We start from the raw sequence: 26,364 nt of genomic DNA on the forward strand, positions 1-26,364 counted from the left end.
CCGGCGCCGCCGGCGCGTATCGGAGTGCCGGGCACGCCGGCCGACCAAGGGTACGTCTGATGGATTCCACCCGGCCCCACCGGCAAGCCCCCGGCAACGTCACGGGCGAGACGAACGGTGAGGACGCCGAGCTGTTCTGGGAGCGGCACCACCGCGCCCTGGTCGTGGAACCAGGACCCGGACGTCCGCTACCCCACGCCCGCCGAGGTCGCCGCCGGACTCGATCTCGACCCCGCGCGCTGGTCCGTCCTGCGCGCCGACACGCCGAGCCGCCGGGCGGCCGGGCCCGCCGGTGAGAGCGCCACCGTCATCGACCACGTCCTGCTCGTCCGGCGGGCCGCGGAAGCGGAGTGACGCTTGCGGGGAGAGCCCGCGCGAGCTTCCAGGACGCGGGCGAAGGTGGCGCACATGATCGAGAAGACCGGCCGGCACGCGGGCCACGCCGACATCCTGCGCGAGCAGATCGACGGATCGACCGGCCGCTGACCCGCCCGACGCCAGGTGCGGGCCGGAAAATCACTGGAGCGGGCGGTGTACGCGGTGGCAGCATGGGCGGGCACGTACCCGCTGACGATCAGGAGCACAGAGATGCGGCGTCGCCTCGGAATCTCCCAGCGCCCCATTGGCACGAGAGTTCTCGAGGGCTCCACCGCACATGAACATCCTGAACATCGGCATTCTCGCGCACGTCGACGCGGGCAAGACCAGCCTCACTGAGCGGCTGCTGTTCAAGACCGGCGTGATCGGCCGGCTCGGTAGCGTCGACGACGGCAGCACCCAGACCGACACCGGCGACATCGAACGCCGCCGCGGCATCACCATCCGCACGGCGGTCGCCTCCTTCACCCTGGACGACCTGCGGGTCAACGTGGTGGACACGCCCGGACACGCCGACTTCGTGGCCGAGGTCGAACGGGCTCTCACCGTGCTCGACGGGGCCGTGCTGGTGCTGTCGGCCGTCGAGGGCGTCCAGCCGCACACCCGGGTCCTGATGAAGTCCCTGCGCCGGTTGCGCCTGCCCACGTTGATATTCGTGAACAAGATCGACCGAGCCGGCGCGAGGGAGCGGGAGCTGCTGGCCGACATCCGGCGGCGGCTCTCACCGCACTGCGTCGCGCTCAACACCGTACGAGGCCTCGGCGGCCCGGCCGCCACGACGAGGCCCGTCGCCTCCGTGGAGGAGGCGTGCGAGATGCTGGCCGAGCGGGACGACGGGCTGCTGCGGCTTCTCGTGGACGGCAAGACGCCCGACGTCCAGCAGGTACGCGCGGCGCTGGCGCGGCAGTGCGCCGACGGGGTGGCCCATCCGGTGCTGTTCGGCTCCGCGCTGACCGGTCAGGGCGTCGGCGACCTGCTCGACGGTATCGGCCTGCTGCCCGCCACCCGCCGCTCCTCCGAGGGCGGCACGCACCGGGACGTGCGGGCGAGCGTGTTCGCGATCGAGCGGGCACCGTCCGGCGAGAAGGTGGCGTACGTGCGGATGCGCGCGGGTGTCCTGCGCGCCCGCAAGCAGCTGACCTTCCACCGCGGCGGGCACGAGTACACCGGCCGCCTGACCTCGCTCACCGTCGTCGGCTCCCCGAGGCAGCGGCAGGCGGTGGCGGGCGACATCGTGAAGGTGCGAGGCGTGCCCGCGATCCGCGTCGGCGACCACCTGGGCGCGCGGGGGCCCGCCGGGCAGGCGCACTTCCCGCCGCCAGGCCTGGAGACCGTCGTACGCGCCCGCGTGCCCGGCGAGGAGTCGCGCCTGCACGCCGCCCTGCTCGCGCTGGCCGAGCAGGACCCGCTGATCGCCACCCGCACGCTGGCCGGCGGCGACACTTCGGTCCTGCTGTACGGGGAGGTGCAGAAGGAGGTCATCGGCGAGACTCTGGCCAGGGACTTCGGCGTGGAGGCCGACTTCGAGCCGAGCCGTCCCGTCTACTTCGAACGCCCCGCGGGCACCGGCGAGGCGGTCGAGGAGATCCGGCGCCGCAGTCCCAACCCGTTCATGGCCGCGGTGGGCCTGCGGGTCGAACCTGCCGCCCCTGGCTCGGGGTTCACGTACGTCATGGAGGTCGATCCGGGTTCGCTGCCGGCGGCGTTCCACCGGGCGATCGAGGAGAGCGTGCGCTCGGCGTTGCACGCGGGCCCGCACGGCTGGCCGGTCACCGACGTCACGGTCAGGCTCACCAGGACCGGCTACAGCGCGCCGGAGACGGTCGCGGCCGACTTCCGCGGGCGTACCCCGCTCGTGTTGTCCGAGGCGCTGCGCCTCGCGGGCACTACGGTGTACGAGCCGTGCCACCGCTTCGAGGCGGAGGTGCCGCTGGAGTCGTTCGGCCCGGTCACCGGGAAGCTGGCGATGCTGGGCGGCGTGCTGCGCGACACCAGGAGGCAGGATGACATGTGGGTGCTGGCGGGGCAGATCCCGGCGGCCGCGGTGCACGAGGCGGAGCAGCGGCTGCCCGGCCTGACGCACGGTGAGGGCGTGTGGTGGTCGGAGCCGTCGGGCGACCGTCCCGCCCGATAGGCACTATGTCGAGTTTCGTCGTGAGTTGGGTATTAACGCCCGTGGTGCACCAATAGGGGTGCGCCACGTGCGTACACGGGGGGATTCCCATGGCTGACACGAAGAAGAAACCCGCGGCCAAGACCGGCAAGTCGAAGAAGCAGGCCATCAAGACGAGCAGGCAGGTCAAGGAGACGAAGAAGGAGACCAGGAAGGCTCCTGACGAGGAGTGACCCTGACGGGGCGGCGGGCGGCAGGGGTCACCCGCCCGCCAGACCGGACACCACGAAGGACAGCCGAGGGGGACCTCGCCTCGGCTGTCCTGTCGAACCGGGGGCCGGCGAGCGCATCGTGGGGCGCGAGGGCCGTCTGATCTGAAAGATCATCTGGCATAAGCCGCACATGCAACCTTAGTCATCCATCTGGCGTCTAAAGATCATAGGCGGGGAAAGCGCACAGGGGATGAACAACGTGCACTCCGCCGAGGCGATGCAGGCCGGTGGCAAGGCGGACATCCGTGCCACCGGCCATGTGTGTTCGGAGTTGTTCCAGTCCTAAGGGGGATTCGTCAGGTGCGCGCATTGGCCCGCAAGGGCAGGTCGGCCGTGGTCAGGCTGTATCAAGGATACGAACGGCGCCGGAGCAGGAAGGCCCCGCCACCCACGACGCGGCAGATCCGTATCCTGCTGCTGCACGCCAACGGGATGGGCGGAACCATCAGGACGGTCTTCAACCTGGCGAGCTATCTCGCCAAGGATCACGACGTCGAGATCGTGAGCATCATCAAGGAGGCCGAGCACCCGTTCTTCCCCATTGATCCGCGGGTGAAGTTCCGTTATCTGGACGACCGCCGCAAGCCCGGCCTCAACCCGTTGCGCGCGATGTTGTCGAAGCTGCCGAGCCGGCTCATCCCCAAGGGAGAGCCGGCCTACCACCGGTTCACCCTGTGGACCGACCTCGTGCTCATCCATCACATCCGCTCGCTGGACACCGGTGTGCTCATGGGCACCCGTCCGGGGCTCAACCTCGCGATGGCCCAGTTAGCCAGGCCCGGTGTGATCACCATCGGACAGGAGCACGTGGCACTGCGCAGCCATGCCGAGCCGGTCCAGGAGCTCGTCAAGTGGCGCTACCGCCGCCTCGACGCCCTGGTCACCCTCACCAAGGCCGACCTGCGCGACTACAGGGAGACGCTGCCGAAGCAGCCGCGCAAGCTGGTCCGCATCCCCAACGCCGTGCCGCCGATGACGGGCGAGCCGGCGAAGCTCGACGCCAAGGTGGCCGTGGCGCTCGGGAGGATGACTCGCATCAAGGGCTTCCACCGCCTCATCACCGCCTGGCAGACCGTCGCCGCAGCCCACCCCGACTGGAAGCTGCGCATCTACGGCGCGGGGCCGCAGGAGGAGAGCCTGGCCCAGCAGGTGGAGGAGCTGGGACTGCAGGGCTCCGTGGAGTTGCCGGGGCCCACCTCCGACGTGGGTGCGGCGCTGGAGCAGGCGTCGATCTACGTGCTCAGTTCCCGCCACGAGGGTTTCCCGATGACCATCCTGGAGGCCATGGCCAAGGGGCTGGCCATCGTGAGCTTCAACAGCCCGCACGGGCCCAAGGAGATGATCACGCACGAGGGCGACGGGCTGCTGGTCAAGCCGCGTACGAACGCCAACCTGGCCTCCTCGATCATTCGCGTCATCGAGGACGAGGAACTGCGGCGGGACCTGGGCGCGCGTGCGCTGGAGACGGCGCGCGGCTACGATCCCGACGTCATCGGTCAGAAGTGGGACAAGCTGCTGGCGGGCCTGCTGGCCCGCCGCGCCGGCACACGCGCGCGCCGGAGCCCGGCCTCCACGAACGCCGCCCAGGACCCCCGGCGCGACGCGGGCACCGCCCAGGACCCCCGGCGCGACGCGGAGACCGCCGTCGCGGCAGGGGACGAAACCGGGCCGGTGCGCGCCCGTCCGGCGCCGGTCGAGGCCAGACCTCAGAGCCCGTGATCTCGACCGGCTCGGCGATGACGTCCACGAGCGCGCCGTTGCGGTAGACGGTGGTCGGCAGCGGCCTGCCGATCGCGTCGGCGAACATCAGCCGCTGCAGGCCCTGCGCGTCGGCCACCGGGCTGCGTCCTGCGCCCAGCACCAGATCGCCCGCGCGCAGACCGGCCCGGTGCGCGGGCGAGCCCGGGACCACCTCGCCCACGCGCAGCGCGCCGGACCGCCCGGTGCGCCGCCGCAGGTGCTCGGGCAGCGAGCGGCCGAGCCCGGACACGACCCCGGCGGTGACGACCCGCTCAGCCCGAGAGGGTCGCCGACGGCAACCACGAGCTGCCGGACGACGGGCTCGTCGCTGTCGCCCAGGTCGGCGGGCTCGGGCGTGGCCGTCTGCGCCCTGATCATCGCGAGGTCGGACAGCGGATCGCGGCCGACGACCGTGAAGCCTCCCGACGTGCAGTCGGCGAACGCGACGGTGCCGGACCGGGACGAGCCGACCACGTGCGCGTTGGTCAGCAGGAACCCGTCGGCGGTGAACAACACCGCCGAGCCGCTGCTCCTGGAGGCTCAGGAGCACGCTCAGACGGCCTGCGCCAGGGCCACGCCGCAGTAGGCCGCGCCCAGGCCGGCCAGCACGCCGGCCAGCGCGTTGGCCACCGCGTGGAAGCGCGCCCCCTCCTCCACGAGCCGGACCGTCTCGTACCCCAGGGTCGAGTACGTCGTCAGCGCCCCGCAGAACCCCGTACCGGCCAGTGCCATCATTCCGTCACCCGCGGGCAGGCCGGCCAGGAACCCCAGCAGCAACGACCCGGCCACGTTGACCGTCAACGTCCCCCACGGGAAGACCGTGTCGTGGCGTGCCTGCACCGCCCGGTCCACCAGGTAACGCAGCGGCGCCCCCACCGCCGCCCCCAGCACGATCAGCAGCACCGTCATCCCGCACCCGCCCCTCGCCGGGCCCCTCGCCGGGCCCCTCGCCGGGCGCCCACGGCCGTCACACGCCCGCCCGCGTGACCCCGGCGATCCGGCGGGTCAGCCACATGCCCGCGGCCACGGCCGCCAGCGCCGCGGCCATCGTGGCGACCAGGTAGGCCAGCCCTGTCACCGGAGCGCCCGCCTCCACCGCCTGCCGCACGCCGTCCGCGTACGTCGAGAACGTGGTGTAGCCGCCCAGCACCCCCACGCCCAGGAACGGCCGGACGAGCCGATGGGCCCGCCGCACCTCGGTGATCATCACCATGAGCACCCCGATGAGCAGGCAGCCCGACACGTTCACCCAGAACGTCGCCCACGGGAAGTCCGCGGGACCTCCCGGCATGGCACTCTGCACGCCGTGCCGCGCGAGCGCTCCCAGCGCACCGCCGGCCGCGATCGCCGCAGGCACCTGCCAGCCCCCCTCGGCGCGCTGGGCGGGAACGTGCAGATCGACATCCGGGTCGATCGGACGATCAGTCATGGAACACTCCCCGTGTCGGCACACCGGATGCCGGGAACCTCTCTAGACAGCCTGGGAGCCGCACGGAGGACCGGTTGAGCACGAAGGACGCGATCGCCTTCCTCGCAGGAGCCGTCATCGTCGTTTCCCTCATCGACAGCGCCAAGACCACGCCGGCCACCGCGGCCGGCCCGCTGGGCAACGTCAGCGGCACGCTGCCCGGCCTGGCACCCATCATCTCCGACGCCGAGAAGGCCGACGCGCGCGCCCTCATCCAGCGCCTCCGGGTCAAGCGGCTCGGCACCGGCACCGGATACCGGCGCACCAGGTACGGGGACAACTGGGCCGACGACGCCGTGGGGGTGCCGTACGCGCGCAACGGCTGCCGCACCCGTGACGACCTGCTGGCCCGCGACGGCCGGGACGTGACCTACCGGGCGGGCTCCAGCTGCGAGGTGGTCTCCATGAGGCTGACCGACCCCTACACCGGCCGGGTCATCCACTGGCGCAAGTCCAGAGCCGACGAAGTGCAGGTCGACCACGTGGTGCCGCTCAACTACGGCTGGCGCATGGGCGCGCCGCGCTGGCCGATGACCAAACGGCTCGACTTCGCCAACGACCCGCTCAACCTGCTGCCCGTGTACGGCGGCGCCAACGAGGACAAGGACGCCTCCGGCCCCTCGCGCTGGTTGCCGCCGCGCCGGGTCGTCCGCTGCGCCTACGTCACCCGCTTCGCGCAGGTCGCGCTGAAGTACGACGTCCCCGTAACCCGTGCGGACAAGAAGGCCATGCTCGCCCAGTGCCGGTGACGGCTACCGGGGGTCGAGCCAGTCGAAGCCGCGTGCGTATGTCTGCTCCGCCAGCACCCGCTGCCCGGCCGTGCTGGGATGGAAGTAGTCCCACTTGCTGACGTGGTCGAGGGTGAAGGGGAAGGAGAACACCGCGCCGCCGTCGGTGCGGCAGGCGGGCCCGTACGCGGCGCACGCCCTGGCCGCCTCGCGGTTGTAGGCCATCACCCGCTCCCGCACCCGGGCCCTGCGCTCCTTGTCGGCCCGCTTGGCCGACCGGGGCTTGGCCAGCATCGTCTGGCAGATGCGGCCCAGCGTCCAGAACGAGCGGGCCAGCGCGTTGTCCTTGCCCGCGCGCCACAACCGCCGCAGGTCGGGGATGCTGGCGAAGAACACCCTGGCGCCGGGCATCCCGGCCCGCAGCTCCCGCAGCGCCCGGTCCAGCCGGGCGCGGTAGGTCGGCACGGGGGTCATCGCCTGCTCGGTGCGTACGCAGGCGTCCTGGGCTCCGATGAGGATCGTCACGTAGTCGGCCTTGGCCTCGACCGCCTTCTTCACCTGGCCGAGCAGGTCGGCGCTGGTCGACCCGGGGACGGCGAAGTTGAGGTTGTGGAGCGTTCCCGACAGCCGCGACAGGCGCAGATAGTGGCTGGACACCTCGCGGTGGTCGCCCGACGACCAGGAGCGCGCGGGGCAGGAGACGTACAGGCCGCAGGCGTTGAACCCGGTGGAGATCGAGTCGCCGAGCGCGGCCATGATCTCGGGCACGGGCTGGACGGAGGCGGCGCGTGCGGCGCCGGAGCCGGAGAGGACGACCACGACGGCGAGGGAGGCGGAGCCCAGACGAGCGATCATGGCCACCAAGGTAGGGAGTCGATCACGGGTGTCCTATGACGTCAGGGCGAGGTCTGCCATTTCAGGACCGACTTCATATCGCCGCTTGACAGGTCCGCAGGGGGTCGGGGCGTGGCGGAACACCCTGTGCGTGCGGTTTATCCGGGTTCAATGTCCATAACCTCACATTCGCAGGGGTCCGAGTCGAACATGTTCAGTTCCCGCATAGAGTGTCTCGGGTGAGTGTCGCGCTCGGAACAACCCGCCCGCTACCGGTTCGCACCACCCCTGTCGGCGACCCCGGTGACCTGCTGGCTTCCCTGCCCAGGACGGCACCTTACGCCTGGGTCAGAAACGGCGAGGGCCTGGTCGGCTGGGGCGAGGCCGCCCGGGTCACCGTGCCTCCCGGCCCCGGCAGGTTCGCCTGGGCCCGCCAGTGGCTGGCCACCGTGCTCGGCGACGCCCACCTCGACGACGCCGTGCGCGCCCCCGCCTCGGGCCCCGTCGCCTTCGGCAGCTTCACCTTCGACGAGGACGCCCGCGGCTCCGTCCTCGTCGTGCCGCGGGCGGTGCTCGCCCGGCGCGGCGGGCGCGCCTGGCTCACCACGATCGGCGAGGCGCCGCTGGAGACGTACTCCCCCGTCCGCAACCCCGGCCGCATCAGCTACGGCGACGGCAGCCTGAGCGCCCCCGAGTGGGAGCACGTCGTCGCCCGCGCCGCCCGGCGCATCCGCGACGGCGAGCTGGAGAAGGTGGTGCTGGCCCGCGACCTGCTCGCCACCGCCGAGCGGCCCATCGACGTGCGGCTGCTGCTCACCCGGCTGGCGCGGCGCTATCCCGAGTGCTACACGTTCTCCGTGGCGGGGCTGGTGGGGGCCACGCCGGAGCTGCTGATCCGGCGTACGGGCCAGGAGATCGAGTCGCTCGTGCTGGCCGGCACGACCCCGCGCGGCACCGGCCCCGCCGACGACCTCGCGAGGGGCGCCGCGCTGTTCGCCTCGGCGAAGGACCGCCACGAGCACGAGTGCGCGATCGCCTCCGTACGCGACACGCTGGCTCCGCTGTGCTCGGCGCTGATGACGCCCGACGAGCCGGAGCTGCTGATGTTGCCCAACGTCCAGCACCTGGCCAGCCACGTCACCGGCCGGCTGGCCGACGGGGCGTCGGTGCTCGACGTGGTCGCCGCCATGCACCCGACGGCGGCCGTCGGAGGCACGCCCACCGGCACCGCCATCAAGGTCATCCGCGAGCTGGAGGGCATGGACCGCGCAGGCTACGCCGGTCCCGTCGGGTGGATCGACGCCAACGGCGACGGTGAGTGGGGCATCGCGCTGCGCTCGGGGCTCGTGCAGGGGCGGCGGGCGCGGTTGTTCGCGGGCGGCGGCATCATGGGCGACTCCGACCCGGCCGCCGAGCTGGCCGAGGCCCAGGCCAAGTTCCGCGTCATGCAGTACGCCCTGGAAGGCTGATCACTCCGGGACGTGCAGGTCCTCGCGCACCGACACGCGGGCCCGGCCGGCCGTCAGCCCGGCCACCCAGTCGGTGAACGCCGCCACCTCGTCGGCGCCCACCGCCACGGCGAAGGCCACCTCTCCCGCGTACGCCACGTCCCGCACCAGGTGCCGTGAGGCGCGCAGGTCGTTCTCCACCCGGCCGGCCTGGTCGTGCGCGACCGCCACGCGCACCAGCCTGGCCGGCACCATCCGCACCGGCTCGGCCCGGTCGAGGGTCTCGGTCACCGCCGAGCCGTAGGCCCGCACCAGCCCGCCCGCGCCCAGCAGCGTGCCGCCGAAATAGCGGGTCACCACCGCCACCACGTCGCTGAACCCCCTGCCCACCAGCGCCTGCACCATGGGCGTGCCCGCGGTGCCGCCCGGCTCGCCGTCGTCGTCGCCCTTCTGGACGCGCTCGCCGATGACGTAGGCCGTGCAGTTGTGGGTGGCGGACGGGTGCTTCTGCCGGCGCTCGGCGATGAAGGCCGCCGCCTGCTCGACCGTGCGCGCCGGCGCCAGCGCGCAGATGAACCGCGATCGCCGCGCCTCGGTCTCGTGCTCGACGGGGGTGGTGATGGTCAGGTACGGCGCAGGCACATCCCCCAGCGTATTGCCCCGCGGCCTCACCCCCGATCCCCGGCAGCCTTCTCCGCGGCACCCTTCTCCGCCGCCACGGCGGGCGGCCCGTGACCGCGCTGCCGGTCCATCTCCCGCCATTCGCGCCGCAGCCCCGTCAGGCTGGTGGTGAGCCCGTACGCGGACCCGCCGGCCAGCAGGGTCGGCGCCAGCCCGGCCGCGGCGACCGCGACCCCGCCCAGCAGACCGCCCAGCGGGATTCCGGCCCAGGCCAGCGACGTCTGCAGGGCGTTCACACGGCCGAGCAGGGGCCGTGGGACCCGCTCGTACGAGATCGCCCCCAGGATGGGGTTGAGGAACCCGCTGGCGAACCCGCCGAGCGCGAACACCGCCACGATGGCGGGCAACGGCAGGTCGGTGGCGAGGATGAGAAATCTCGGCGGCCCGGCGATCAGGAACGCGACGAAGAACACCGGCCTGCGCCGCATGCGGTGCGCGACCGCCGCGGCGACCAGACTGCCGCCGGCCGCGGTCGCCCCCATCACGGCGCTGTTCAGGCCGAGGGCCGCGGGGCCGTGGCCGGACTCCTTGGCCCACACGGGCGCGAGCACCTGGCTGAAGGCCGCGTCGAGCAGGTTGGTGATGCCGACCATGAAGGCCACGGCGAGGAGCAGCGGCTCGCCGCGCAGGAACGCGAAGCCATGGCCGAAACGCCGCCAGTACCCCTCCTCGTCCTGCTCAGCCGGCGCGCGGTGTCCCATGCCGCGCGGCAGCGCCCAGGCCACCAGCATGGACCCGAGCGCGAAACACGCGGCGCTGATCACCAGGCTCGTCATCGCGCCGGCCAGCGCCACGACCGCACCGCCGGCCGCCGGCCCGGCCGTCTGCGCCAGGCGGTCCGTCACGCCCATGAGCCCGGCGGCCCGCTCCAGCGGCACCCGCCCGCGCTCGGCCGCCTCCGGGACCATGACCTGTTTCGCCAGATCTCCAGGCCCCCGGGCCGCGCCGATCACCGCCACCAGCGCGATCAGCGCGCCGAGCGGCAGGAGACCGAGCCCGTGCAGCAGGACCACCGCCCCGGCGGTGGAGGCGCTCACCAGGTCGGTGATATACGAGATCCGGCGCGGCCCCCGGTCGACCATCGGCCCGGTCAGCGCCTTGGCCAGCACGTACGGCGCCATCTCCGCGAACGCCACCAGTCCCGTCTGGGCCGCGCTGCCCGTGGACTCCAGCACGAACCAGGGCAGCGCGATGGCCGACACGCGCGTCGCGGTCAGTGACACGGTCACGGCGGCGAGCAGCCCGGTCAGCGGGCGTAAGGACGCACGCCCTCCCATCAGGTCTCCTCCGGCGGTTCGGGGAGCAGCTGGGTGATCAGCGAGACGCGTGCCGAGCCTTCGGGCGCGATCGCACCGGGCTCGTCCTGCCGGTAGCGGGCGATGACCGCGCCCAGTTCCTCGCGCAACCGCAGGCCCTCTTCCGGGGTGAGCCGCAGCGCGAACGAGCTGAGGTCGAGCACGTGCCGCCACTCCCCCGGCATGGTCTGCATCTCGTTGAGTGCCCGCTGGGCGCGCAGGTTGTAGAGGGCGGCGATCGACTGCAGGTAGGCGAGCACCGCCTCCGGCTCCCGCTCCGCCAGTTCCTCGCCGGTCAGGCGGGTCGTGCGGTGGACCGAGCGCCACCAGCGCTCGCGCGCGTTGCCGCGCTCGGTGTCCTCCTCGACGAAGCCCGCCGCGCCGAGCCTGCGCAGGTGGTAGCTGGCCGTGCCCGAGTTGACCCCCAGGCGCTCGGCCAGCCGGGTCGCGGTGGAGGGACCGTGCCGGCGCAGCAGGTCCACGAGCTGCACGCGAACTGGATGGGCCAGGGCCCGCAGACCTTTGGCATCGAGGACGACCACGCCGTCCCTGGATTGCGTCATGTGGCGAGACTAAACCACCAACAGTTCTTCGCAAAGACTTCTTCGCGAAGAACTGTTTGCATTCGGCGCGGCCAGGCATGCGACGGCCGCCCGGCTCCGGAGCTCGGGCGGCCGTCGCGCTGGGTAATAACGGGCCGTACAGGAGTGAGCGCCACCGTACGACGCCGGGCGCCTTTACGTTGTAGATCAATCGATCCCCCGATGGCACGAGTCGTACCTATGAGGGTCTCTGCCCGGTCCGTACGTTCGGAGAATCGCCCGAATCGGTCAAATGTCGCCCAAAGTCACTCCCGCTCCAGCTCGTGGGCGAGTTCCTCCAGCTCCGCCCCGCCGGACATGAGCGTGGTCAGCTCCTGCGTGGTGATCTCACCCTTGGCGTACTCGCCGAGGCTCGTGCCCCGGTTGAGCAGCAGGAAGCGGTCGCCCACCGGGTAGGCGTGGTGCGGGTTGTGGGTGATGAAGACCACGCCGAGGCCCCGGTCGCGGGCTCTGGCGATGTAGCGCAGCACCACGCCGGCCTGTTTGACGCCCAGCGCCGAGGTCGGCTCGTCGAGGATGAGCACGCGGGCACCGAAGTACACGGCCCTGGCGATGGCCACCGACTGCCGCTCACCGCCGGACAGCGTGCCGACCGGCTGGTCCACGTCGCGGATGTCGATGCCCATGGCCCGCAGTTCCTCGCGCGCCACCCGCCGGGCCTTGGCCACGTCGAAGGCCAGGCCCTTGCGCGGCTCCGAGCCGAGGAAGAAGTTGCGCCACACCGACATGAGCGGGATCATCGCCAGGTCCTGGTAGACGGTGGCGATGCCGCGGTCGAGCGCCTCGCGCGGGCTGGCGAAGCTCACCTCCGCCCCGTCGACCAGCAGCGTGCCCGCGTCGTGCCGGTGCACGCCGGACAGGATCTTGATGAGCGTCGACTTGCCCGCGCCGTTGTCGCCGAGCACGCAGGTGACCTGGCCGGCCGTCACGCCCATCGACACGTCGCGCAGCGCCAGCACCGAGCCGAACGTCTTGCCGATGCCGCGGGTCTCGAGAATCAATGTCGCACCTCCTCGGCGTACCGCCGGACCAGGCGGTTGGCCAGCGTCGCCAGCAGCAGCATCGCGCCGAGGAAGAACTTGAACCAGTCGGCGTCCCAGCCCAGGAACACGATGCCCTTGTCGGCCATGCCGAAGATGACCGCGCCGATGGCGGCCCCGACGGCCGAGCCGTACCCGCCCGTGAGCAGGCAGCCGCCGATCACGGCCGCGATGATGTAGATGAACTCCTGCCCGATGCCGATGTTGGCCTGCACGGACGTGTAGCGCAGCGCCATGATCGAGCCCACCAGCCAGGCCGCGAACGCCGTGGTCATGAACAGCGCGATCTTCGTCCGCGCGGCCGGCACGCCGACGTTGCGGGCGGCCTGCTCGTTGCCGCCCACCGCGAAGATCCAGTTGCCGGCCCTGGAGCGCATGAGCACCCAGGTGGCCACCGCGGTCACCACGACCCACCACAAAATCGCCACCCGGAACGAGGTGCCGCCGATCTCGATCGTGCCCGCGAAGACCGCGGCCGCGCCCTCGAACCCGTCGGCCCTGCGCAGCCCGCTGACCTGGACCGTCCCGGTGATGGCCTTGGTGACGCCGAGGTTGATTCCCTGCAGCATGAGGAACGTGCCCAGGGTGACGATGAAGCTGGGCAGCCGCGTCCTGGTGACGACCATGCCGTTGGCGAACCCCACGGCCAGCGCCACGACGAGGCCGGCCAGCATGGCCGCCCACACGTTGAAGCCGAACCGGGTGGCCAGCGTGACCAGGATCAGCCCGCTGGTGCCGGTCAGCACGCCGGCCGACAGGTCGAACTCGCCGCCGATCATCAGCAGCGCCACCGCGACCGCCATGATGCCGAGCGTGGCGGCCGGGTCCAGCCAGTTGGCGATGCCGGCCGGCGAGCGGAACACCGGCGACTGGGAGGCGAAGAACGCGAACACCGCGACCATGCCGACGACCGCGCCCAACTCCGGCCTGATCAGCAGCCGCCGGACCGCTCCCACGTCGGCCATGCGGTCGTCGGTCCGGACCTGCGCGCCCGTCATGCGGCCGCCCCGGCGCACGTCGTCATCGGGTGCCCGCCTCGGCCAGCTTGGCCACCTGCTCGGCGTTGTCCTTGGTGACGAAGCCGGGCCCGGTGTTGACCGGCAGGCCGCCGCCGACGGTGTTGAGGTTGGTCCTGTACAGGTTCAGGAACGTGATCGGCAGGAACCCCTGCAGGTACTGCTGCTGGTCCACGGCGAACAGGATCTCGTCCGCCTTGATCGCGTCGACCACGTCGGCCGACAGGTCGAACGTGGCGAGCTTGGCCTGCGAGCCGGAGTCGGCGACGGCGTCCCTGGCGGCGATCGCGATGGCCGGGTTGAGCGCCAGCACGCCGTTGACCTGCTGGTCCGACTGGAGCTTCGCGGTGACCTTGGAGGTCACGTCGGCCAGGTTGCCGATGTCCACCTGCAGCCGCTCGACCGTGCCGCCGAGCGTCTCCTCAGCGCCCTTGCAGCGCTGGTCGAGGCCGACGTTGCCGGCCTCGTGGACGACGCAGACCAGTTTGGTGACGCCTGCCGCCTTGAGCTGCTCGCCCGCGCCGCGCCCGGCGACGTCCTCCGACTGGCCGACGTGCGTGAGGGCGCCGAAGGCCTTCGACGACTCCGCGCCCGAGTTGATCGTGACGACCGGGATCTTCGCCGCGACGGCCTTGCCGACGGCCTCCTTGAGCGCGTCCGGGTTGGCCATCGAGACCACGATGCCGTCCACCTTCCCGGAGACGGCCTGGTCGATGAGCTGCGACTGTTTGGCGGGGTCACCGTCGCCCTGGTAGGTGACCCGCACGCCGTACTGCTTGCCCGCGGCCTCCGCGCCGTTCTTGACCACGTCCCAGAAGGAGTCGCCGGCCGCTCCGTGGGTGATGACCGCGAAACTCGCGTCACCGCCCCCGGCCGCGGCGGACGAGGCGGGCGGGGCGCTCTGCGCGCTCTCCCCTCCCGAGGAACAACCTGTCATGACAAGCGCGCCCACCAGGGCCAGCACGATCGGGGTACGTCTCACAGGACACCTCCAAGACCAACGGGCTAGCCACGGTTCTACCTCAATGTCAACACCATGTATAGACATACGGACCAATGCGGCGATCTTCTTCCCTTCGCGGCGGGCGCGGCACCGTCCGTGCTCGACCGGCCAGATGGGCCCGATGGGCCCGGTCGCCGCGGGATCATGGCCGTCACCTCGGCGACGCGATGCGTACCCTATACGCATATCACGGTCGGCAGAACGGAATCGTACGTTCCCATAAGATGGACCCATGACGAGCGCACCCATGAGCGGCCGCAAGGCCCAGGCCGCACGTAACGACGAGCTGATCCTCCAGGCGGCCAGGGCGGTCTTCACCTCCGACCCGGGTGCCCCCATAGCGGCCGTGGCCGAGAAGGCGGGGGTCGGGATCAGCGCGCTCTACCGCCGCTACCCCAGCAAGGAGGCCCTGCTGCAGAAACTCTGCGGCGACGGGCTGAAGCTCTACATCGAGGTCACCGAGCGGGCGCTGGCACAGGAGGGCGACGCGTGGGAGGCATTCGCCGGCTGCCTGCGCGGCCTCGTCCACGCCGACACCAGCTCACTGACGATCAAACTGGCCGGCACCTTCCACCCGACGGAGGAGCTCAACCGCGACGCGGCCAGAGCCGGCGTCCTGGCCGAGGAGATCCACCGCCGCACGGCCGAGGCGGGCGCGCTGCGGCCCGACGTGACGGTCACCGACATCTCGCTGCTGCTGGAGCAGATCGCCTCGATCAGGCTGGGCGACGAGAAGCGCACCGCGCAGCTGCGCCACCGCTTCCTTGCCCTCGCGATGGACGCGCTGCGGGTGCCGGCCGGCCACCGCGAGCTGCCCGGCCCGCCGCCCGAGGACGCGGAACTCGCGGCCCGCTGGAGCCCGGCAGGCTAGTCCTCGCCGGGTTTCCAGCCGAACACGTACGCCATCACGAAGGCGAGCAGGCCGGTCGCGCCGGCCGCCACGGTCATCGCCAGGCCCAGCGCCGACACGACGCCGGAGACCAGGCCGGGGCTGCCGGCGATCAGGCCGGCCGCCTGGGTCAGCACGACGACGACCCCGAGCACGAGGAACAGCACCAGGCCGATCTTGAACAGGACCATGGTCGTGGTCTTGACGGCGTTCACGTTGTGACTTCCTCTCAGATCGGCAACGCGCCGGTGGCCACCAGCACGCCGATGACGAGCGTCGGGATGACGAACCAGACGATCAGGCGGACGAACGTCCTGGCCGGATCGACCTGGGCGATGCCGCAGGCGATGTAGATGGGGGCGGCGCCCGGCGGGGAGGCCCCCTCGGTCGAGGCGAAAATCATGACGGCGGTGGCCGCGGCCGCCGGGTCCATCCCCGCGGCGGTCAGCGCGCTGAAGGCCACGCCGCCGACCGCGGCGATCGTCGCGGTGGAGGTCAGCGGCGCGGCGACGATCACGATCAGCAGGCCGACCAGGGTGGCGATGACCACGGCCGGGGCGTCGAGCGACTGCATGATCGCGGTCAGCTGCTCGACCAGGCCCAGCTCGCCCAGGGTGGCGGCGGCCGCGAAGGCGAAGAACAGCGTCGCGCCGATGACCGCGTACCTGGGGGCCAGGTCGGCGAGCAGCTCACTCCAGGCGCGGCCGGTGCGCGGCAGCCGCTTCCACGCCACCGCGAGGGTGACCAGCACCGTCAGCACGGGGATCCACACGACGATGCTGACGTCGTCGGCCGCCTCCCCCACCCGCGACTCCATGAGCTCGACGCCGAAGTCCAGGGTCATCAACACCGGGACGACGATGCCCGCGTACACCAGCAGCGACGTCCACCCGGCCCGCAGCGCCGCCCGCAGCGGGACGATGTCGGCCGCGTCGGTGGCGGCGATCCCGTGCCGCCGCACCCACAGGAACACCAGCACGAACCGGTACGCCACCGTCCACAGCCCGCCCACCAGCGCGGGCACGAACAGCTGGTCGGCGGTCAGGACGGGCGCCACCGCCGCGGACCCGAGCAGCAGGAAGATCGACGAGCTCGGCGGGATCGAGATGCCGAGCCCGGCGTTGCCCGCCACCAGTGAGGCGGCCAGGTCGGGGCGCCAGCCCGATTTCGTCATCCACGGGATGGTCACCGATCCCACGGACGCGGCGATGCCGGACCCGGAGCCCGACGGCCCGCCGAGCAGGGCGGCCGCCGAGGTGGAGACGTACCCGGCGCCGCCGCGCAGCCGGCCGAAGACCGAGTTCAGCACGGTGACCTGCTCCTGGATGAGCCCGAGCCGGGTGAGCAGGTAGCCCATGAACACGAACGCCAGCGCCGCGAAGACGACCTCCTCGGCCAGCGCCTCGGTGATGCCCGACCAGGCCAGGCCGAAGAAGTCGGCGCCGCCGAACAGGCAGATGGCCACGAACCCGAGGAGCATCGCCTCACCGATGCCACGTTTCAGCACGCCGTTCCAGACGACGATGATGGCGATGTAGGCGACGAGCGCCCATACGGCGATTCCCATGGCGAAGTTCCTCCAGTGGGGGACGGTTCCACGCGCTCCGGCGGGCGGTGGGCGGGGGTCCCGGGGTTCAGCCGTCCGAGGACGGCGGGTCGGCGAGACTGCGGGCCAGGGCCACGGTCCGGCGAGCCCTGGCGACGATCGGCGCGTCCACGAAACGGCCGTCGGGCAGCGCGATCGCGCCGGTGTCCGTCCGTTCGGCCCGTTCGGCGGCCTCGACGATCTCGGCGGCCCTGGCCACCTCGTCGTCGTCCGGGCGGAAGGCCCGCCTGATCACGGGGATCTGGCGGGGGTGGATCGCGGTCCTGCCGAACAGGCCGAGCGCGCGGCCGGCCCGGCAGGAGGCCAGCAGGCCGGCCTCGTCCTCGACGTGCGGGTGAACGGACATGGGCACCGGGGGCAGGCCGGCCGCGGCGGCGACCAGCACGACCTGGAGCCTGAGGTGGTTCATGGCGTGCTCGTCGGTGACGGCCAGCTCGGCGGCCAGGTCCTGCTCGCCGAGCGCGACGCCGGCGACGCGCGGGTGGGCGGCGATCTCGCGGGCGGCGACGATCCCCGCCGCCGATTCGAGCAGCGCGTACGCGGGCGCACCGGCGATCAGGTCGAGCACGGCGGGAGACTCGACCTTGGGCAGCCGTACGCCGTCGGCCAGTTCGCCGACCGCTTCCAGGTCGGCCCGGCCGCGCCCGGCAGAGAGGTCGTTGACCCGGACATGCACCTGCGGGCCGGACGGCTCGTCCGCGCGGGAGCGCAGGTAGGCGACGGCGTTGGCGCGGGCCTCGTCCTTGCGGGCGGGCGCGACCGCGTCCTCGAGGTCGAGGATCACCACGTCGGCCCCGGACGCGACCGCCTTGCCGAACCGCTCGGGCCGGTCGCCGGGAACGTACAGCCAGGTCACGGGCGGGTTCACGCGATCACCCCCGCCTCGCGCAGCGCCGCGATCCGCTCGTCCGGGTAGTCGAGCTCGGCGAGCACCTCGTCGGTGTCCCTGCCCAAGGGCCGGCCGGGCCAGCGGATCTCGCCGGGCGTGTCCGACATGCGGAACAACACGTTCTGCATGGTGACCGAGCCGAGCTCCTCGTCCGGCACCTCCACGAACGTGTTCAGGGCCCCGTACTGCGGGTCTCTCGCGACGTCGGAGATGTCGTAGATGGGCGCGACCGCGGCCTGCACCTCCTCGAAGCGGGCGATGACCTCGTCGGCGTCCCGCCCGGCGATCCACGAGGAGACCGCCTCGTCCAGCTCGTCGACGTGCTGCACCCGCCCGTGCCCGCTGGCGAACCACGGCTGCTCGACCAGGTCGGCCCGCCCGACGAGGGTCATGACCCGTTCCGCGATGGGCTGCGCGCTGGTGGAGATGGCCAGCCAGCGGCCGTCGCGGGTGCGGTAGGTGTTGCGCGGGGCGTTGCTGGTGGAGCGGTTGCCGGTGCGCTCGGGCACGATCCCGAGGGCCTTGTACGCGCTCATCTGCGGCCCCAGCAGGCCGAGGATGGGCTCGATGATGGCCAGGTCGATGACCTGCCCGCGGCCGGTGCGCTCGCGGGCGTGCAGCGCCACCATGATGGCGTACGACATGGCCAGGCCCGCGATGCCGTCGGCGAGAGCCAGCGGCGGCAGCGTGGGCGGGCCGTCGGGCTGGCCGGTCATGGCCGCGAATCCGCTCATGGCCTCGGCCAGCGTCCCGAACCCCGGCCGCGAGGACATCGGGCCGGACTGCCCGAAGCCGGTCATCCGCGCGACGACCAGCCGCGGGTTGGCCCGCAGGAGGTCATCAGGGGCGAGGTTCCAGCGTTCCAGCGTGCCGGGGCGGAAGTTCTCGATCAGCACGTCGGACCGCTCGGCCAGGCGGCGCAGGATCTCCTGCCCCTCGGCCCGCGACAGGTCGACGGCCGCGTTGCGCTTGTTGCGCGACAACGTCTTCCACCACAGCCCCACGCCGTCCACGGACGCGCCGTGCCCGCGTGAGGGGTCGCCGCGGCGGGGATGCTCGATCTTGACGACGTCGGCGCCGAAGTCGCCCAGCATCATCGCGGCGGAGGGACCGGCGAACAAGGTCGCCGCGTCGATGACCCGCAGGTCAGCGAGGCTTGTCATGGGAATGTAACTTATAAGAAATATGTCATAGGTCAAGACATGAGCCTCTTCTGGGAGACACTTGACGCATGCGGACCCCACGACCTCCCATGAGCAAGGCCGAGTACGTCTACAGCGTGCTCCTCGACGAGATCCGCAGCGCGCGGATCCCCGGCGGCACGGCGTTGCGGGCCGGCGAGGTGGCCAAACGGCTGGGGGTGTCGGTCACGCCCGTACGCGAGGCCCTGCGCAGGCTGGAGAAGGACCGGCTGATCAGCTACGAGGCGCACCACGGCGCGACCGTGGTCGACCTGGGCGACGAGGCGCTCGCGGAATACTACGGCCTGCGCGCGGTGGTCGAGGGCCTGGGGGCGCGGCTGGCGGCCGCCAGGATCACCCCGGAACAGCTGGCCTCGCTGCGCGAACTGCACGCCGCGATGGCCGCGGACGCCGAGCACGGCAGGTACGCCCTGCTCGGCGAGCAGAGCAGGCACTTCCACCTGCGCATCGTCGACATCGGCGGCCCCGCCTTCCTGGGCGCGCACGCCCGATCGGTGCGCAACAGCTTCCCCGTGCCCGCCGAGGCGTCGCTCTGGCTGGACGAGGCCCAGGTCAAGGCCCAGATGGAGGCGCACGAGGACATCCTGACCGCGCTGGCCGCGGGCGACGGGGCGGCCGCGGAACGCATCATGGTCGACCACATCAACCGCGCGGGCGAATACCGCCAGGAGACCTCCGGCCCGCTCACGGGAGACCTGGCATGAGAGGCGTCAAGGGGGTGCTGTTCGACCTTGACGGCACGCTGCTCGACCACCGGGGCGCCGCCGACGCCGCCATCGTGTCCTGGATGTCCGCCCGCGCGCCCAGCCGCTCCCGGCTGGGCGAGGTGGCCGCGCTCTGGGCGGAGCTGGAGGGGCCGTACCTGGCGATGTGGCAGCGCGGCGAGTGCTCGGTGCAGGAGCAGCGGCGGCTGCGGCTCCGCGCGCTCTGCGAGGAGCTGGCCGTGCCCGAACCCGGCGACCTCGACGCCGCCTACGCCGACTTCACCGCCCGCTACCGGCGCGGGTGGACGGCCTTCCCCGACGCGGCCGGGGCGGTGAGGGAGCTGGGCGGGTTCGCGCTCGGCGTGCTCACGAACGGAGCCCAGCAGATGCAGGAGGAAAAGGTCCGGGCGATCGGGCTCGGAGGGCTGGTGGGCCCGGTGCTGACCGGCGAGGTGCTGGGCGGGCACTTCAAGCCGTCGCCCGCGTCGTACGCGGGGGCCGCGTCGGCGCTCGGCCTGGCGCCGGAGGAGGTCGTGCTGGTGGGCGACGACGTGGTGAACGACGTGACGGGGCCGGCGGCGGCCGGGATGCCGTCGGTCTGGCTCGACCGGTCCGGCGTGGAGCCGCCGCCCGCCGGGTTCCCTCGCATCACCTCACTGACCGGCCTGGCGGGGCTTTTCGGCGACCTCGGCCAGCGTGGAGTCCTCTAGCGCGAAGCCGCCCACGTGGGCCAGGTAGTCGCCGGCGGCCAGGGGATCTCCCAGGTAGACGCCGCCGGCCCGGCGCACGAGCAGCGCTCCCGCCGCCACGTCCCACGGGCTGACCCGGGTACCGTACGCGGCGTCGGACCATCCCGCGGCCACGTGCGCCAGGTTCAGCGCCGCGCTGCCCGGCCTGCGCACGGCGGCGAAGGACTCCAGGAAACGCCGGTAGCGCCGCAGCGCCTCCTCGCCCTCGGCGTCCAGGTCGTGGGGTGAGGGGTAGCTCGTCAGCAACGTCGCCTCCCGGTCGGCGCCGGCCCCGGCGCTGCGCAGGGGCGTGCCGTCACACCAGGCGCCGTCGGCGGAGGCGGTGAACTCGTCCTCGCGCACCGGGTCGTACACGACGCCCGCCACCAGCTCGCCCCCGACGGCGGCGGCGATGGACACGCAGAAGAACGGCAGCCCGGCGGCGAAGTTGGCGGTGCCGTCGATGGGGTCGACGTACCAGACCAGGTCGCCCGAGCCGGTCGTGCCGCCCTCCTCCCCCACGATCACGCTGCCGGGGTAGCGGGCGCCGATGACCGCGCGGATGGTCTCCTCGGCCGCCCGGTCATGCTCGGTCACGGGATCGTGGAAGTCGCGTTTGGTGGTCACGGCGGGCCGGGACCTGAAGGCCTTGCGCAGCCTGGGGCCGACGGCTCTGGCCGCCTCGGTGGCGGTGTCCAGCAGAGGGGTCACGTCCATGCGGAGCTCCAACGTCAGTCGATCGAGGTCATCGCAACCGTCATGCCCGATCCCGGGCGGCAGCACGCCCTTCCCTGACCTGTTTGTCAGGACATTATGACCTCGGTTAAGCTGATCAGCATGACCCGCGATCTCGCCATCGACCTGGATCGATCCAGCCCCGTGCCACTCTATTTCCAGGTGGCCGAGCAGATCGCCGAGGCGATCCGGCGGGGTGACCTGGCACCGGGCTCGCGGCTCGACAACGAGATCCTGCTGGCCGACAAGCTCGGCCTGTCGCGGCCCACGATCCGCCAGGCGATCCAGTATCTCGTGGACAAGGGCCTGCTCGTCCGCAAGCGGGGTGTCGGCACGCAGGTGGTGCACGGGCAGGTCAAGCGCTCGGTGGAGCTGACGAGCCTCTACGACGACCTGCGCAGGGCCGGCCAGGAGCCGGCCACGCAGGTGCTCGCCCTGGAGCCGCGCCCGGTCGACGAGGACATCGCCGGCATCCTGGGCGTGGAGCCGGGCACGGAGATCCTCTATCTCGAACGCCTGCGCTTCGCGGCCGGCGAGCCGCTGGCCGTGCTGCACAACTGGCTGCCGCTCGGCCTGGCCCCGCTCACCGCCGCCGGCCTCGAGGAGCGCGGCCTCTACGAGCTGCTGCGCGGCGCCGGCGTGCGGATGCGGGTGGCCAACCAGCGCATCGGCGCGCGCGCCGCCGGCCAGTCGGAGGCGAAGCTGCTGGACGAGCGGCGCGGCGCACCCCTGCTCACCATGATCCGCACGACGTACGACGACCAGGGCAGGGCCGTCGAGCACGGCTCGCACGTCTACCGGGCCTCGCACTACTCGCTGGAGGTCACGCTCATCGAGCGCTGAGGACGCGGCCCCGTCAGCGATCGCGCCCGAGCGAGCGGGACAGACATGCGTACCGGAACGATGATCGCCGCAGGCGTCTTCGCGGCCGCCGCCATGGTCGCCGCTCCGGCTCCCGCGCAGGCGGCGGCACCGTCCTGCCTCACCTTCAAGCTCGACGACGACGGGGCCAAGGACAAGCTGTGGGTCTGGAACAACTGCTCGAAGGCGTGGAGTTCCGGGTCAGGCTGGCCAACGGGCCGGACGGCGTCTGCACGTACATGGAGCCGGGCAGCCGTTACAGCACGTTCACGTGGGAGTGGCCGCAACGTTTTGACGGGCTCAGGACCTGCTGAGACACGGCTGTCGCGGGGCCGGCGGCCACCGCGGGCGCCACGCACCCGACCCGTCCGGAAATTTCCGGACGGGTCATCTTCTTGTCATCAGTGCTCCCGCAACCCTTGGCAACAGGCCTTTCCGGCACTTAAGGTCAGTGCAATGCCACACATTACTGGGATGGTTCATGACGTCTAAGCAGGTCAAACCCCCGGCCGGCGCCGTACGTACGGCGGCGGGAGCGGTACGGCCCGTCCCCGCGGTGCGCATGACCGGCGGTCTGCTCCACGACTGGCGGCGCCGGAACAGCACGGCCACGATCCCGCACACCATCGAGCAGCTCAGGGCGGCCGGCAACGTCGCCAACCTGAGCCGCCTCCAGGACCCGGACCCCGCCCCCTACCGCGGCCGGTACCCCTTCCTCGACACCGACCTGTACAAGACCCTCGAAGGGCTCGCGTACGACCTCGGCGACGGCCGTGCCGCGGAGCCGGTCCGGCCGTTCTACGAGGAGGTCGTCGGCCTCCTGGAGCGTGTCCAGGCCCCCGACGGCTACCTCAACTCCTTCTTCCAGGACCCGGCGGCGCCCAAGAAACCGTGGGAGGACCTGGCCTGGGGGCACGAGCTGTACAACCTGGGCCACCTGATCCAGGCCGCCGTCGCCGCGCACCGCAGGATGGGCGACGACCGGCTGCTGCGGGTGGCGACGCGCTTCGCCGACCTGGTGGTCTCCCGGTTCGGCGAGACGGGCGTCTGCGGGCATCCCGAGGTCGAGATGGCCCTGGTCGAGCTGTACAGGGAGACGGGCGAGCGCCGCTATCTGACGCAGGCGGCCCGGTTCGTCGACCGCCGCGGCACGGGCGCGCTCAAGCACAGCATCTTCCCCGGCGACTACTTCCAGGACCACGTGCCCTTCCGCGAGCTGCCGTCGGTGACCGGGCACGCGGTGCGCATGGGCTATCTGGCGGCCGGCGCGGCCGACGTGCTCCTGGAGACGGGCGACCCGTCGCTGGCCGAGGCGCTGGAGCGGCTGTGGGACGACATGGTGGGGAGCAAGCTCTACATCACGGGCGGGCTGGGCAGCCGGCACTCCGACGAGGCGATCGGCGACCGCTACGAGCTGCCCTCGGAACGGGCCTACAGTGAGACCTGCGCGGCCGTCGCCGTCATGCAGTGGGCCTGGCGGATGTTCCTCGCCACAGGCGGCGCGGAGTACGTGGACGTCTTCGAGCGCGTGCTCTACAACGCCTACGCCGTGGGGTTGTCGGCGGACGGCACGGCCTTCTTCTACGACAACCCGCTCCAGCGCCGCCCCGACCACGAGCAGCGCAGCGGCGCGGAGCCCGGCGGCGAGCCGCTGCGGCGGGCCTGGTTCGGCTGCCCCTGCTGCCCACCCAACATCGTGCGGTGGATGGCGCAGCTCTCCGACTACGTGGCGGCCGAGCGGGACGGCGCCGTCTTGGTCACCGTCTACACTCCGGCCAGGATCGAGGGCTCGGAGCTGGACCTGGCCATGGAGACCGGCTACCCGTGGGACGGCGACGTGCTCCTCACGGTCCAGCGGGCCCCGGGCGAGCCGTACGAGCTGGTGCTGCGGGTCCCCGGCTGGGCCAGGGACGTGACCGTCGCCGTCAACGGCGAGCCGCTGGACGCCGCGCGGCGAGACGGCTGGCTCACCCTGCGGCGCGCGTGGGCGGCGGGCGACGAGGTACGGCTGCGCCTGCCCATGCCGGTCAGGGCGCACGGCTCGCATCCCTACCTCGACGCCACCAGGGGCGCGGTCAGCCTGGCCCGCGGGCCGCTCGTCTACTGCGTCGAGCAGCAGGACAGCCCGGTGCCCGTCGACGACCTGGTGCTGCGCGTTCCCGACGTTGTTAACGCGAACATCGAGCGGCGGGACGGAGCCGTCGTGCTCCACGTGACGGCCGGATCCGCTCCCCCGCCCTCGGCCGAGCTCTACCCCGAGTTGCCGGCCGCGCAGCCGGAAGCGCCGGCGGACGTCACCGCGACCTTCGTCCCCTACTTCCTGTGGGGCAACCGCGGCCCCCAAGCCATGCGGGTCTGGGTCAGGTCCCCGGCCCACGAGATCTGACGGAAAGAAGGCGACATGAGGAGATCGGCGGCGCTCACGAGCGTCACCCTGACCGTCCTGCTGGCGCTCACCGCGTGCGGAGGCGGCGGGGCCCCCTCGCAGAGCGCGGGCGCCGGGGCCGCGAAGCCCGCGACGGGCGGAACCGTGCACGTCCTGGCCAACGCGGACTTCTCGCACCTGGACCCCGCGCGCGGCTTCGACGGCGGCGTGAACAACTTCTACCGGCTCATCTACCGAGGGCTGACGACGTTCGGCGCGGGCCCGGGGGCCGAGGGCACGAAGATCGTGCCCGATCTCGCCACCGACACGGGAACGCCGTCCGACGACGCCAAGACGTGGACGTTCACCCTCAAGGACGACCTGTTCTTCGAGGACGGCACGCCGATCGACAGCGAGGCGGTGAAGTTCGGCTTCTCGCGGGCGTTCGACCCGGAGGCCGGGATCGGCTCGCCGTACGGCAGGATGCTGCTCGACGCGCCGAAGGACTACAAGGGCCCCTACCTGTCGGGCGACCTCGACACCATCGAGACGCCCGACGACAAGACCGTGGTCATCCACCTGCGTAAGCCCTTCCCCGACTTTCCGAGCGCGCTGGCACAGCCCGTCTTCGTGCCCTTCCCCAAGGGCACCGGCGCGGGGGGCGCGTTCGACAGCAAGCCGATCGCGAGCGGGCCGTACAAGGTGGCGAGCTACCAGCGCAACGCCTCGCTCAAGCTGGTACGCAACCCGCACTGGAAACGCGGGACCGACGACGTGCGGGCGGCCAAGCCGGACGCCTTCCAGTGGACGTTCGGCCTCGACGCGGCCACGATCGACGAGCGCATGCTGGCCGGTCAGGGCGCCGACGCCGACGCCATCGCCGGCCCGTCGATCCAGGCGGCGACCGTGGCCCGGGTGCAGGCGCCGCAGTTCAAGGCGCGCACGCTCAGCGGCCTGGGCGGCTGCACGACGTACATGAGCCTCAACACCACCAAGAAGCACCTCGGCGACGTGCGGGTGCGGCAGGCCATCAACCACGCGGTCGACAAGGACACCGTGGTGGCCGCGCTGGGCGGCTCCAGCCTGGCGCTCAAGGGCACGGCGATCCAGCCGCCGACCATCGCGGGCCGCGTGGAGTACGACCCGTACCCGTACGACGTGGACAAGGCCAAGGCGCTGCTGGCCGAGGCGGACAAGGCCGGCGGGTTCTCGCTCACGCTCGACACCCGTCCGGTGCCGAAGATGCAGGCGGTCGCGGTGGCGATCCAGGAGGCGCTCAAGCAGGTGAAGATCGACGTCAAGATCAACAACATCGACACCTCGACGTTCTACGAGGTGATCGGAACTCCGGCGCAGCAGCACGACGCCGCGATCACCGGCTGGTGCCCCGACTGGGCGTCCGGCGCGACGTTCCTGCCGCCGCTGTTCGACGGCCGCGCCATCACCGCCAAGGGCAACGCGAACCTGGCGCAGATCGACGACAAGGAGATCAACGAGCGGATCGACGAGATCGCCGCCATGCAGAACGTCGAGGCGGCCAACGCGGCCTACGGCGAGCTGGACAAGGAGATCATGAAGCGCGCGCCGATGGTGCCGCTCGCCTACGAGAAGGTCGTCCTGGTCACGGGCTCGAACATCGCGGGCGCCTACCTGTCCGACGCCTACTCCGGCGGGATCGACCTCGTCTCCGTCGGCCTGGCCAAGCCGACCACGTAGATGACCGTCGCAGCTCACTCACAGCAGGTGGCGGGCCCGCCCGCCACCTGC

General features: G+C 71.9%; 27 protein-coding genes and 3 pseudogenes. 14 read left to right on the forward strand and 16 right to left on the reverse strand.

What is annotated here, in order from left to right:
- Positions 1-117: 117 nt before the first annotated feature.
- The 5 genes and pseudogenes from GUY59_RS05980 (at position 118) to GUY59_RS05995 (ending at position 4,482) form a co-directional block, all read left to right on the forward strand.
- Positions 118-354, forward strand: a complete 237-nt coding sequence (locus GUY59_RS05980; protein ID WP_236666878.1) for a hypothetical protein — start codon at positions 118-120, stop codon at positions 352-354.
- Positions 355-363: 9 nt separating this feature from the next.
- Positions 364-486: pseudogene (locus GUY59_RS05985) on the forward strand (mycothiol transferase); the annotation flags it as partial.
- A 169-nt stretch (positions 487-655) separates the two neighbouring features.
- A complete protein-coding gene (locus tag GUY59_RS05990) occupies positions 656-2,512 on the forward strand; it encodes an elongation factor G (protein WP_138204747.1) in 1,857 nt (618 codons plus the stop codon).
- 89 nt (positions 2,513-2,601) lie between these two features.
- Positions 2,602-2,724: a hypothetical protein gene (locus tag GUY59_RS49825; protein ID WP_269128714.1), complete on the forward strand. Its 123-nt coding sequence runs from the start codon at positions 2,602-2,604 to the stop codon at positions 2,722-2,724.
- A 339-nt stretch (positions 2,725-3,063) separates the two neighbouring features.
- Entirely contained in the window at positions 3,064-4,482 is a 1,419-nt protein-coding gene (locus GUY59_RS05995; protein WP_138204745.1) for a glycosyltransferase family 4 protein, read from the forward strand.
- 82 nt (positions 4,483-4,564) lie between these two features.
- Here GUY59_RS05995 and GUY59_RS51255 read toward each other — a convergent pair.
- From GUY59_RS51255 to GUY59_RS06010, 4 genes and pseudogenes are all read right to left on the reverse strand, one after another.
- A pseudogene (locus GUY59_RS51255) lies at positions 4,565-4,753 on the reverse strand (PDZ domain-containing protein); the annotation flags it as partial.
- A gap of 29 nt (positions 4,754-4,782) precedes the next feature.
- A pseudogene (locus tag GUY59_RS51260) lies at positions 4,783-5,019 on the reverse strand (trypsin-like peptidase domain-containing protein); the annotation flags it as partial.
- 36 nt (positions 5,020-5,055) lie between these two features.
- Positions 5,056-5,412, reverse strand: a complete 357-nt coding sequence (gene crcB / locus GUY59_RS06005) for a fluoride efflux transporter CrcB (RefSeq protein ID WP_161714424.1) — start codon at positions 5,410-5,412, stop codon at positions 5,056-5,058.
- 58 nt (positions 5,413-5,470) lie between these two features.
- Positions 5,471-5,932: a fluoride efflux transporter FluC gene (locus tag GUY59_RS06010; protein WP_138206228.1), complete on the reverse strand. Its 462-nt coding sequence runs from the start codon at positions 5,930-5,932 to the stop codon at positions 5,471-5,473.
- Positions 5,933-6,006: 74 nt separating this feature from the next.
- Between GUY59_RS06010 and GUY59_RS06015 the strand changes: the two genes are divergently transcribed.
- Positions 6,007-6,720: an HNH endonuclease family protein gene (locus GUY59_RS06015; protein WP_138206226.1), complete on the forward strand. Its 714-nt coding sequence runs from the start codon at positions 6,007-6,009 to the stop codon at positions 6,718-6,720.
- A gap of 3 nt (positions 6,721-6,723) precedes the next feature.
- Here GUY59_RS06015 and GUY59_RS06020 read toward each other — a convergent pair whose 3' ends face one another.
- Positions 6,724-7,554 carry an SGNH/GDSL hydrolase family protein gene (locus GUY59_RS06020; protein WP_132341026.1) on the reverse strand — a complete coding sequence of 277 codons (831 nt, stop codon included), beginning with the start codon at positions 7,552-7,554 and terminating at the stop codon, positions 6,724-6,726.
- A 218-nt stretch (positions 7,555-7,772) separates the two neighbouring features.
- On the opposite strand from GUY59_RS06020, the gene GUY59_RS06025 reads away from it, so the two are divergent.
- Positions 7,773-9,002, forward strand: coding sequence for an isochorismate synthase (locus tag GUY59_RS06025; RefSeq protein ID WP_138206224.1), 1,230 nt, complete (start codon positions 7,773-7,775; stop codon positions 9,000-9,002).
- Here the strand turns inward: GUY59_RS06025 and GUY59_RS06030 are convergent, their stop codons facing one another.
- The 6 genes from GUY59_RS06030 to GUY59_RS06055 form a co-directional block, all read right to left on the reverse strand.
- Positions 9,003-9,623 (reverse strand): YigZ family protein, encoded by a 621-nt coding sequence (locus tag GUY59_RS06030; protein ID WP_252375157.1) that lies wholly within the window; start codon positions 9,621-9,623, stop codon positions 9,003-9,005.
- Positions 9,624-9,649: 26 nt separating this feature from the next.
- Positions 9,650-10,939, reverse strand: coding sequence for an MFS transporter (locus GUY59_RS06035; protein WP_138206220.1), 1,290 nt, complete (start codon positions 10,937-10,939; stop codon positions 9,650-9,652).
- Positions 10,939-11,520 (reverse strand): ArsR/SmtB family transcription factor, encoded by a 582-nt coding sequence (locus GUY59_RS06040; RefSeq protein WP_138206218.1) that lies wholly within the window; start codon positions 11,518-11,520, stop codon positions 10,939-10,941. The genes GUY59_RS06035 and GUY59_RS06040 overlap by 1 nt, the downstream gene beginning before the upstream one ends.
- A gap of 284 nt (positions 11,521-11,804) precedes the next feature.
- Complete coding sequence (locus tag GUY59_RS06045; RefSeq protein WP_138206216.1) at positions 11,805-12,560, reverse strand: ATP-binding cassette domain-containing protein; 756 nt, start codon at positions 12,558-12,560, stop codon at positions 11,805-11,807.
- Complete coding sequence (locus GUY59_RS06050; RefSeq protein WP_138206214.1) at positions 12,557-13,597, reverse strand: ABC transporter permease; 1,041 nt, start codon at positions 13,595-13,597, stop codon at positions 12,557-12,559. The genes GUY59_RS06045 and GUY59_RS06050 overlap by 4 nt, the downstream gene beginning before the upstream one ends.
- A 22-nt stretch (positions 13,598-13,619) precedes the next feature.
- On the reverse strand, positions 13,620-14,597 hold the full coding sequence (locus tag GUY59_RS06055; protein WP_212746306.1) for a sugar ABC transporter substrate-binding protein: 978 nt from the start codon (positions 14,595-14,597) through the stop codon (positions 13,620-13,622).
- A 253-nt stretch (positions 14,598-14,850) separates the two neighbouring features.
- On the opposite strand from GUY59_RS06055, the gene GUY59_RS06060 reads away from it, so the two are divergent.
- Positions 14,851-15,489 carry a TetR/AcrR family transcriptional regulator gene (locus GUY59_RS06060; RefSeq protein WP_236666879.1) on the forward strand — a complete coding sequence of 213 codons (639 nt, stop codon included), beginning with the start codon at positions 14,851-14,853 and terminating at the stop codon, positions 15,487-15,489.
- Here GUY59_RS06060 and GUY59_RS06065 read toward each other — a convergent pair.
- The 4 genes from GUY59_RS06065 to GUY59_RS06080 form a co-directional block, all read right to left on the reverse strand.
- Positions 15,486-15,722, reverse strand: a complete 237-nt coding sequence (locus GUY59_RS06065) for a hypothetical protein (protein ID WP_132341038.1) — start codon at positions 15,720-15,722, stop codon at positions 15,486-15,488. The two genes, GUY59_RS06060 and GUY59_RS06065, sit on opposite strands and share 4 nt — an antisense overlap.
- A 14-nt stretch (positions 15,723-15,736) precedes the next feature.
- A complete protein-coding gene (locus GUY59_RS06070) occupies positions 15,737-17,074 on the reverse strand; it encodes a TRAP transporter large permease subunit (RefSeq protein ID WP_138206210.1) in 1,338 nt (445 codons plus the stop codon).
- Positions 17,075-17,141: 67 nt separating this feature from the next.
- Entirely contained in the window at positions 17,142-17,981 is an 840-nt protein-coding gene (locus GUY59_RS06075) for an HpcH/HpaI aldolase/citrate lyase family protein (RefSeq protein WP_138206208.1), read from the reverse strand.
- A complete protein-coding gene (locus GUY59_RS06080; protein WP_138206206.1) occupies positions 17,978-19,165 on the reverse strand; it encodes a CaiB/BaiF CoA transferase family protein in 1,188 nt (395 codons plus the stop codon). Before GUY59_RS06080 ends, GUY59_RS06075 begins: the two co-directional genes overlap by 4 nt.
- A gap of 68 nt (positions 19,166-19,233) precedes the next feature.
- Between GUY59_RS06080 and GUY59_RS06085 the strand changes: the two genes are divergently transcribed.
- Both GUY59_RS06085 and GUY59_RS06090 read left to right on the forward strand, forming a co-directional pair.
- Positions 19,234-19,908: a GntR family transcriptional regulator gene (locus tag GUY59_RS06085; RefSeq protein WP_236666880.1), complete on the forward strand. Its 675-nt coding sequence runs from the start codon at positions 19,234-19,236 to the stop codon at positions 19,906-19,908.
- Positions 19,905-20,618 carry an HAD family hydrolase gene (locus GUY59_RS06090; protein ID WP_138206204.1) on the forward strand — a complete coding sequence of 238 codons (714 nt, stop codon included), beginning with the start codon at positions 19,905-19,907 and terminating at the stop codon, positions 20,616-20,618. Before GUY59_RS06085 ends, GUY59_RS06090 begins: the two co-directional genes overlap by 4 nt.
- Here GUY59_RS06090 and GUY59_RS06095 read toward each other — a convergent pair.
- Positions 20,562-21,353, reverse strand: a complete 792-nt coding sequence (locus GUY59_RS06095) for an inositol monophosphatase family protein (protein WP_138206202.1) — start codon at positions 21,351-21,353, stop codon at positions 20,562-20,564. The genes GUY59_RS06090 and GUY59_RS06095 overlap by 57 nt on opposite strands.
- A gap of 120 nt (positions 21,354-21,473) precedes the next feature.
- Between GUY59_RS06095 and GUY59_RS06100 the strand changes: the two genes are divergently transcribed.
- The 4 genes from GUY59_RS06100 (at position 21,474) to GUY59_RS06115 (ending at position 26,313) form a co-directional block, all read left to right on the forward strand.
- Positions 21,474-22,214 (forward strand): GntR family transcriptional regulator, encoded by a 741-nt coding sequence (locus GUY59_RS06100; RefSeq protein WP_132341100.1) that lies wholly within the window; start codon positions 21,474-21,476, stop codon positions 22,212-22,214.
- Positions 22,215-22,393: 179 nt separating this feature from the next.
- Entirely contained in the window at positions 22,394-22,546 is a 153-nt protein-coding gene (locus GUY59_RS06105; protein WP_161714425.1) for a hypothetical protein, read from the forward strand.
- Positions 22,547-22,713: 167 nt separating this feature from the next.
- On the forward strand, positions 22,714-24,618 hold the full coding sequence (locus GUY59_RS06110) for a glycoside hydrolase family 127 protein (RefSeq protein ID WP_138206200.1): 1,905 nt from the start codon (positions 22,714-22,716) through the stop codon (positions 24,616-24,618).
- Positions 24,619-24,633: 15 nt separating this feature from the next.
- Positions 24,634-26,313 (forward strand): ABC transporter substrate-binding protein, encoded by a 1,680-nt coding sequence (locus GUY59_RS06115; RefSeq protein ID WP_138206198.1) that lies wholly within the window; start codon positions 24,634-24,636, stop codon positions 26,311-26,313.
- The last annotated feature ends 51 nt before the right edge of the window (positions 26,314-26,364 follow it).

The organism is Nonomuraea sp. K271 (assembly GCF_009908215.1).
In the GTDB taxonomy this organism is placed as follows: Bacteria; Actinomycetota; Actinomycetes; order Streptosporangiales; family Streptosporangiaceae; genus Nonomuraea; species Nonomuraea longispora.

What these genes read in the sequence shown, in the direction of transcription:
- GUY59_RS05990 (WP_138204747.1), top strand. Translation starts at nt 656, where the DNA reads ATGAACATCCTGAACATCGGCATTCTCGCGCACGTCGACGCGGGCAAG.
- GUY59_RS49825 (WP_269128714.1), top strand. Translation starts at nt 2,602, where the DNA reads ATGGCTGACACGAAGAAGAAACCCGCGGCCAAGACCGGCAAGTCGAAG.
- crcB (WP_161714424.1), bottom strand. Translation starts at nt 5,412, where the DNA reads ATGACGGTGCTGCTGATCGTGCTGGGGGCGGCGGTGGGGGCGCCGCTG.
- GUY59_RS06010 (WP_138206228.1), bottom strand. Translation starts at nt 5,932, where the DNA reads ATGACTGATCGTCCGATCGACCCGGATGTCGATCTGCACGTTCCCGCC.
- GUY59_RS06020 (WP_132341026.1), bottom strand. Translation starts at nt 7,554, where the DNA reads ATGATCGCTCGTCTGGGCTCCGCCTCCCTCGCCGTCGTGGTCGTCCTC.
- GUY59_RS06035 (WP_138206220.1), bottom strand. Translation starts at nt 10,939, where the DNA reads ATGGGAGGGCGTGCGTCCTTACGCCCGCTGACCGGGCTGCTCGCCGCC.
- GUY59_RS06040 (WP_138206218.1), bottom strand. Translation starts at nt 11,520, where the DNA reads ATGACGCAATCCAGGGACGGCGTGGTCGTCCTCGATGCCAAAGGTCTG.
- GUY59_RS06050 (WP_138206214.1), bottom strand. Translation starts at nt 13,597, where the DNA reads ATGACGGGCGCGCAGGTCCGGACCGACGACCGCATGGCCGACGTGGGA.
- GUY59_RS06060 (WP_236666879.1), top strand. Translation starts at nt 14,851, where the DNA reads ATGACGAGCGCACCCATGAGCGGCCGCAAGGCCCAGGCCGCACGTAAC.
- GUY59_RS06070 (WP_138206210.1), bottom strand. Translation starts at nt 17,074, where the DNA reads ATGGGAATCGCCGTATGGGCGCTCGTCGCCTACATCGCCATCATCGTC.
- GUY59_RS06080 (WP_138206206.1), bottom strand. Translation starts at nt 19,165, where the DNA reads ATGACAAGCCTCGCTGACCTGCGGGTCATCGACGCGGCGACCTTGTTC.
- GUY59_RS06085 (WP_236666880.1), top strand. Translation starts at nt 19,234, where the DNA reads ATGCGGACCCCACGACCTCCCATGAGCAAGGCCGAGTACGTCTACAGC.
- GUY59_RS06090 (WP_138206204.1), top strand. Translation starts at nt 19,905, where the DNA reads ATGAGAGGCGTCAAGGGGGTGCTGTTCGACCTTGACGGCACGCTGCTC.
- GUY59_RS06095 (WP_138206202.1), bottom strand. Translation starts at nt 21,353, where the DNA reads ATGGACGTGACCCCTCTGCTGGACACCGCCACCGAGGCGGCCAGAGCC.
- GUY59_RS06100 (WP_132341100.1), top strand. Translation starts at nt 21,474, where the DNA reads ATGACCCGCGATCTCGCCATCGACCTGGATCGATCCAGCCCCGTGCCA.
- GUY59_RS06110 (WP_138206200.1), top strand. Translation starts at nt 22,714, where the DNA reads ATGACGTCTAAGCAGGTCAAACCCCCGGCCGGCGCCGTACGTACGGCG.
- GUY59_RS06115 (WP_138206198.1), top strand. Translation starts at nt 24,634, where the DNA reads ATGAGGAGATCGGCGGCGCTCACGAGCGTCACCCTGACCGTCCTGCTG.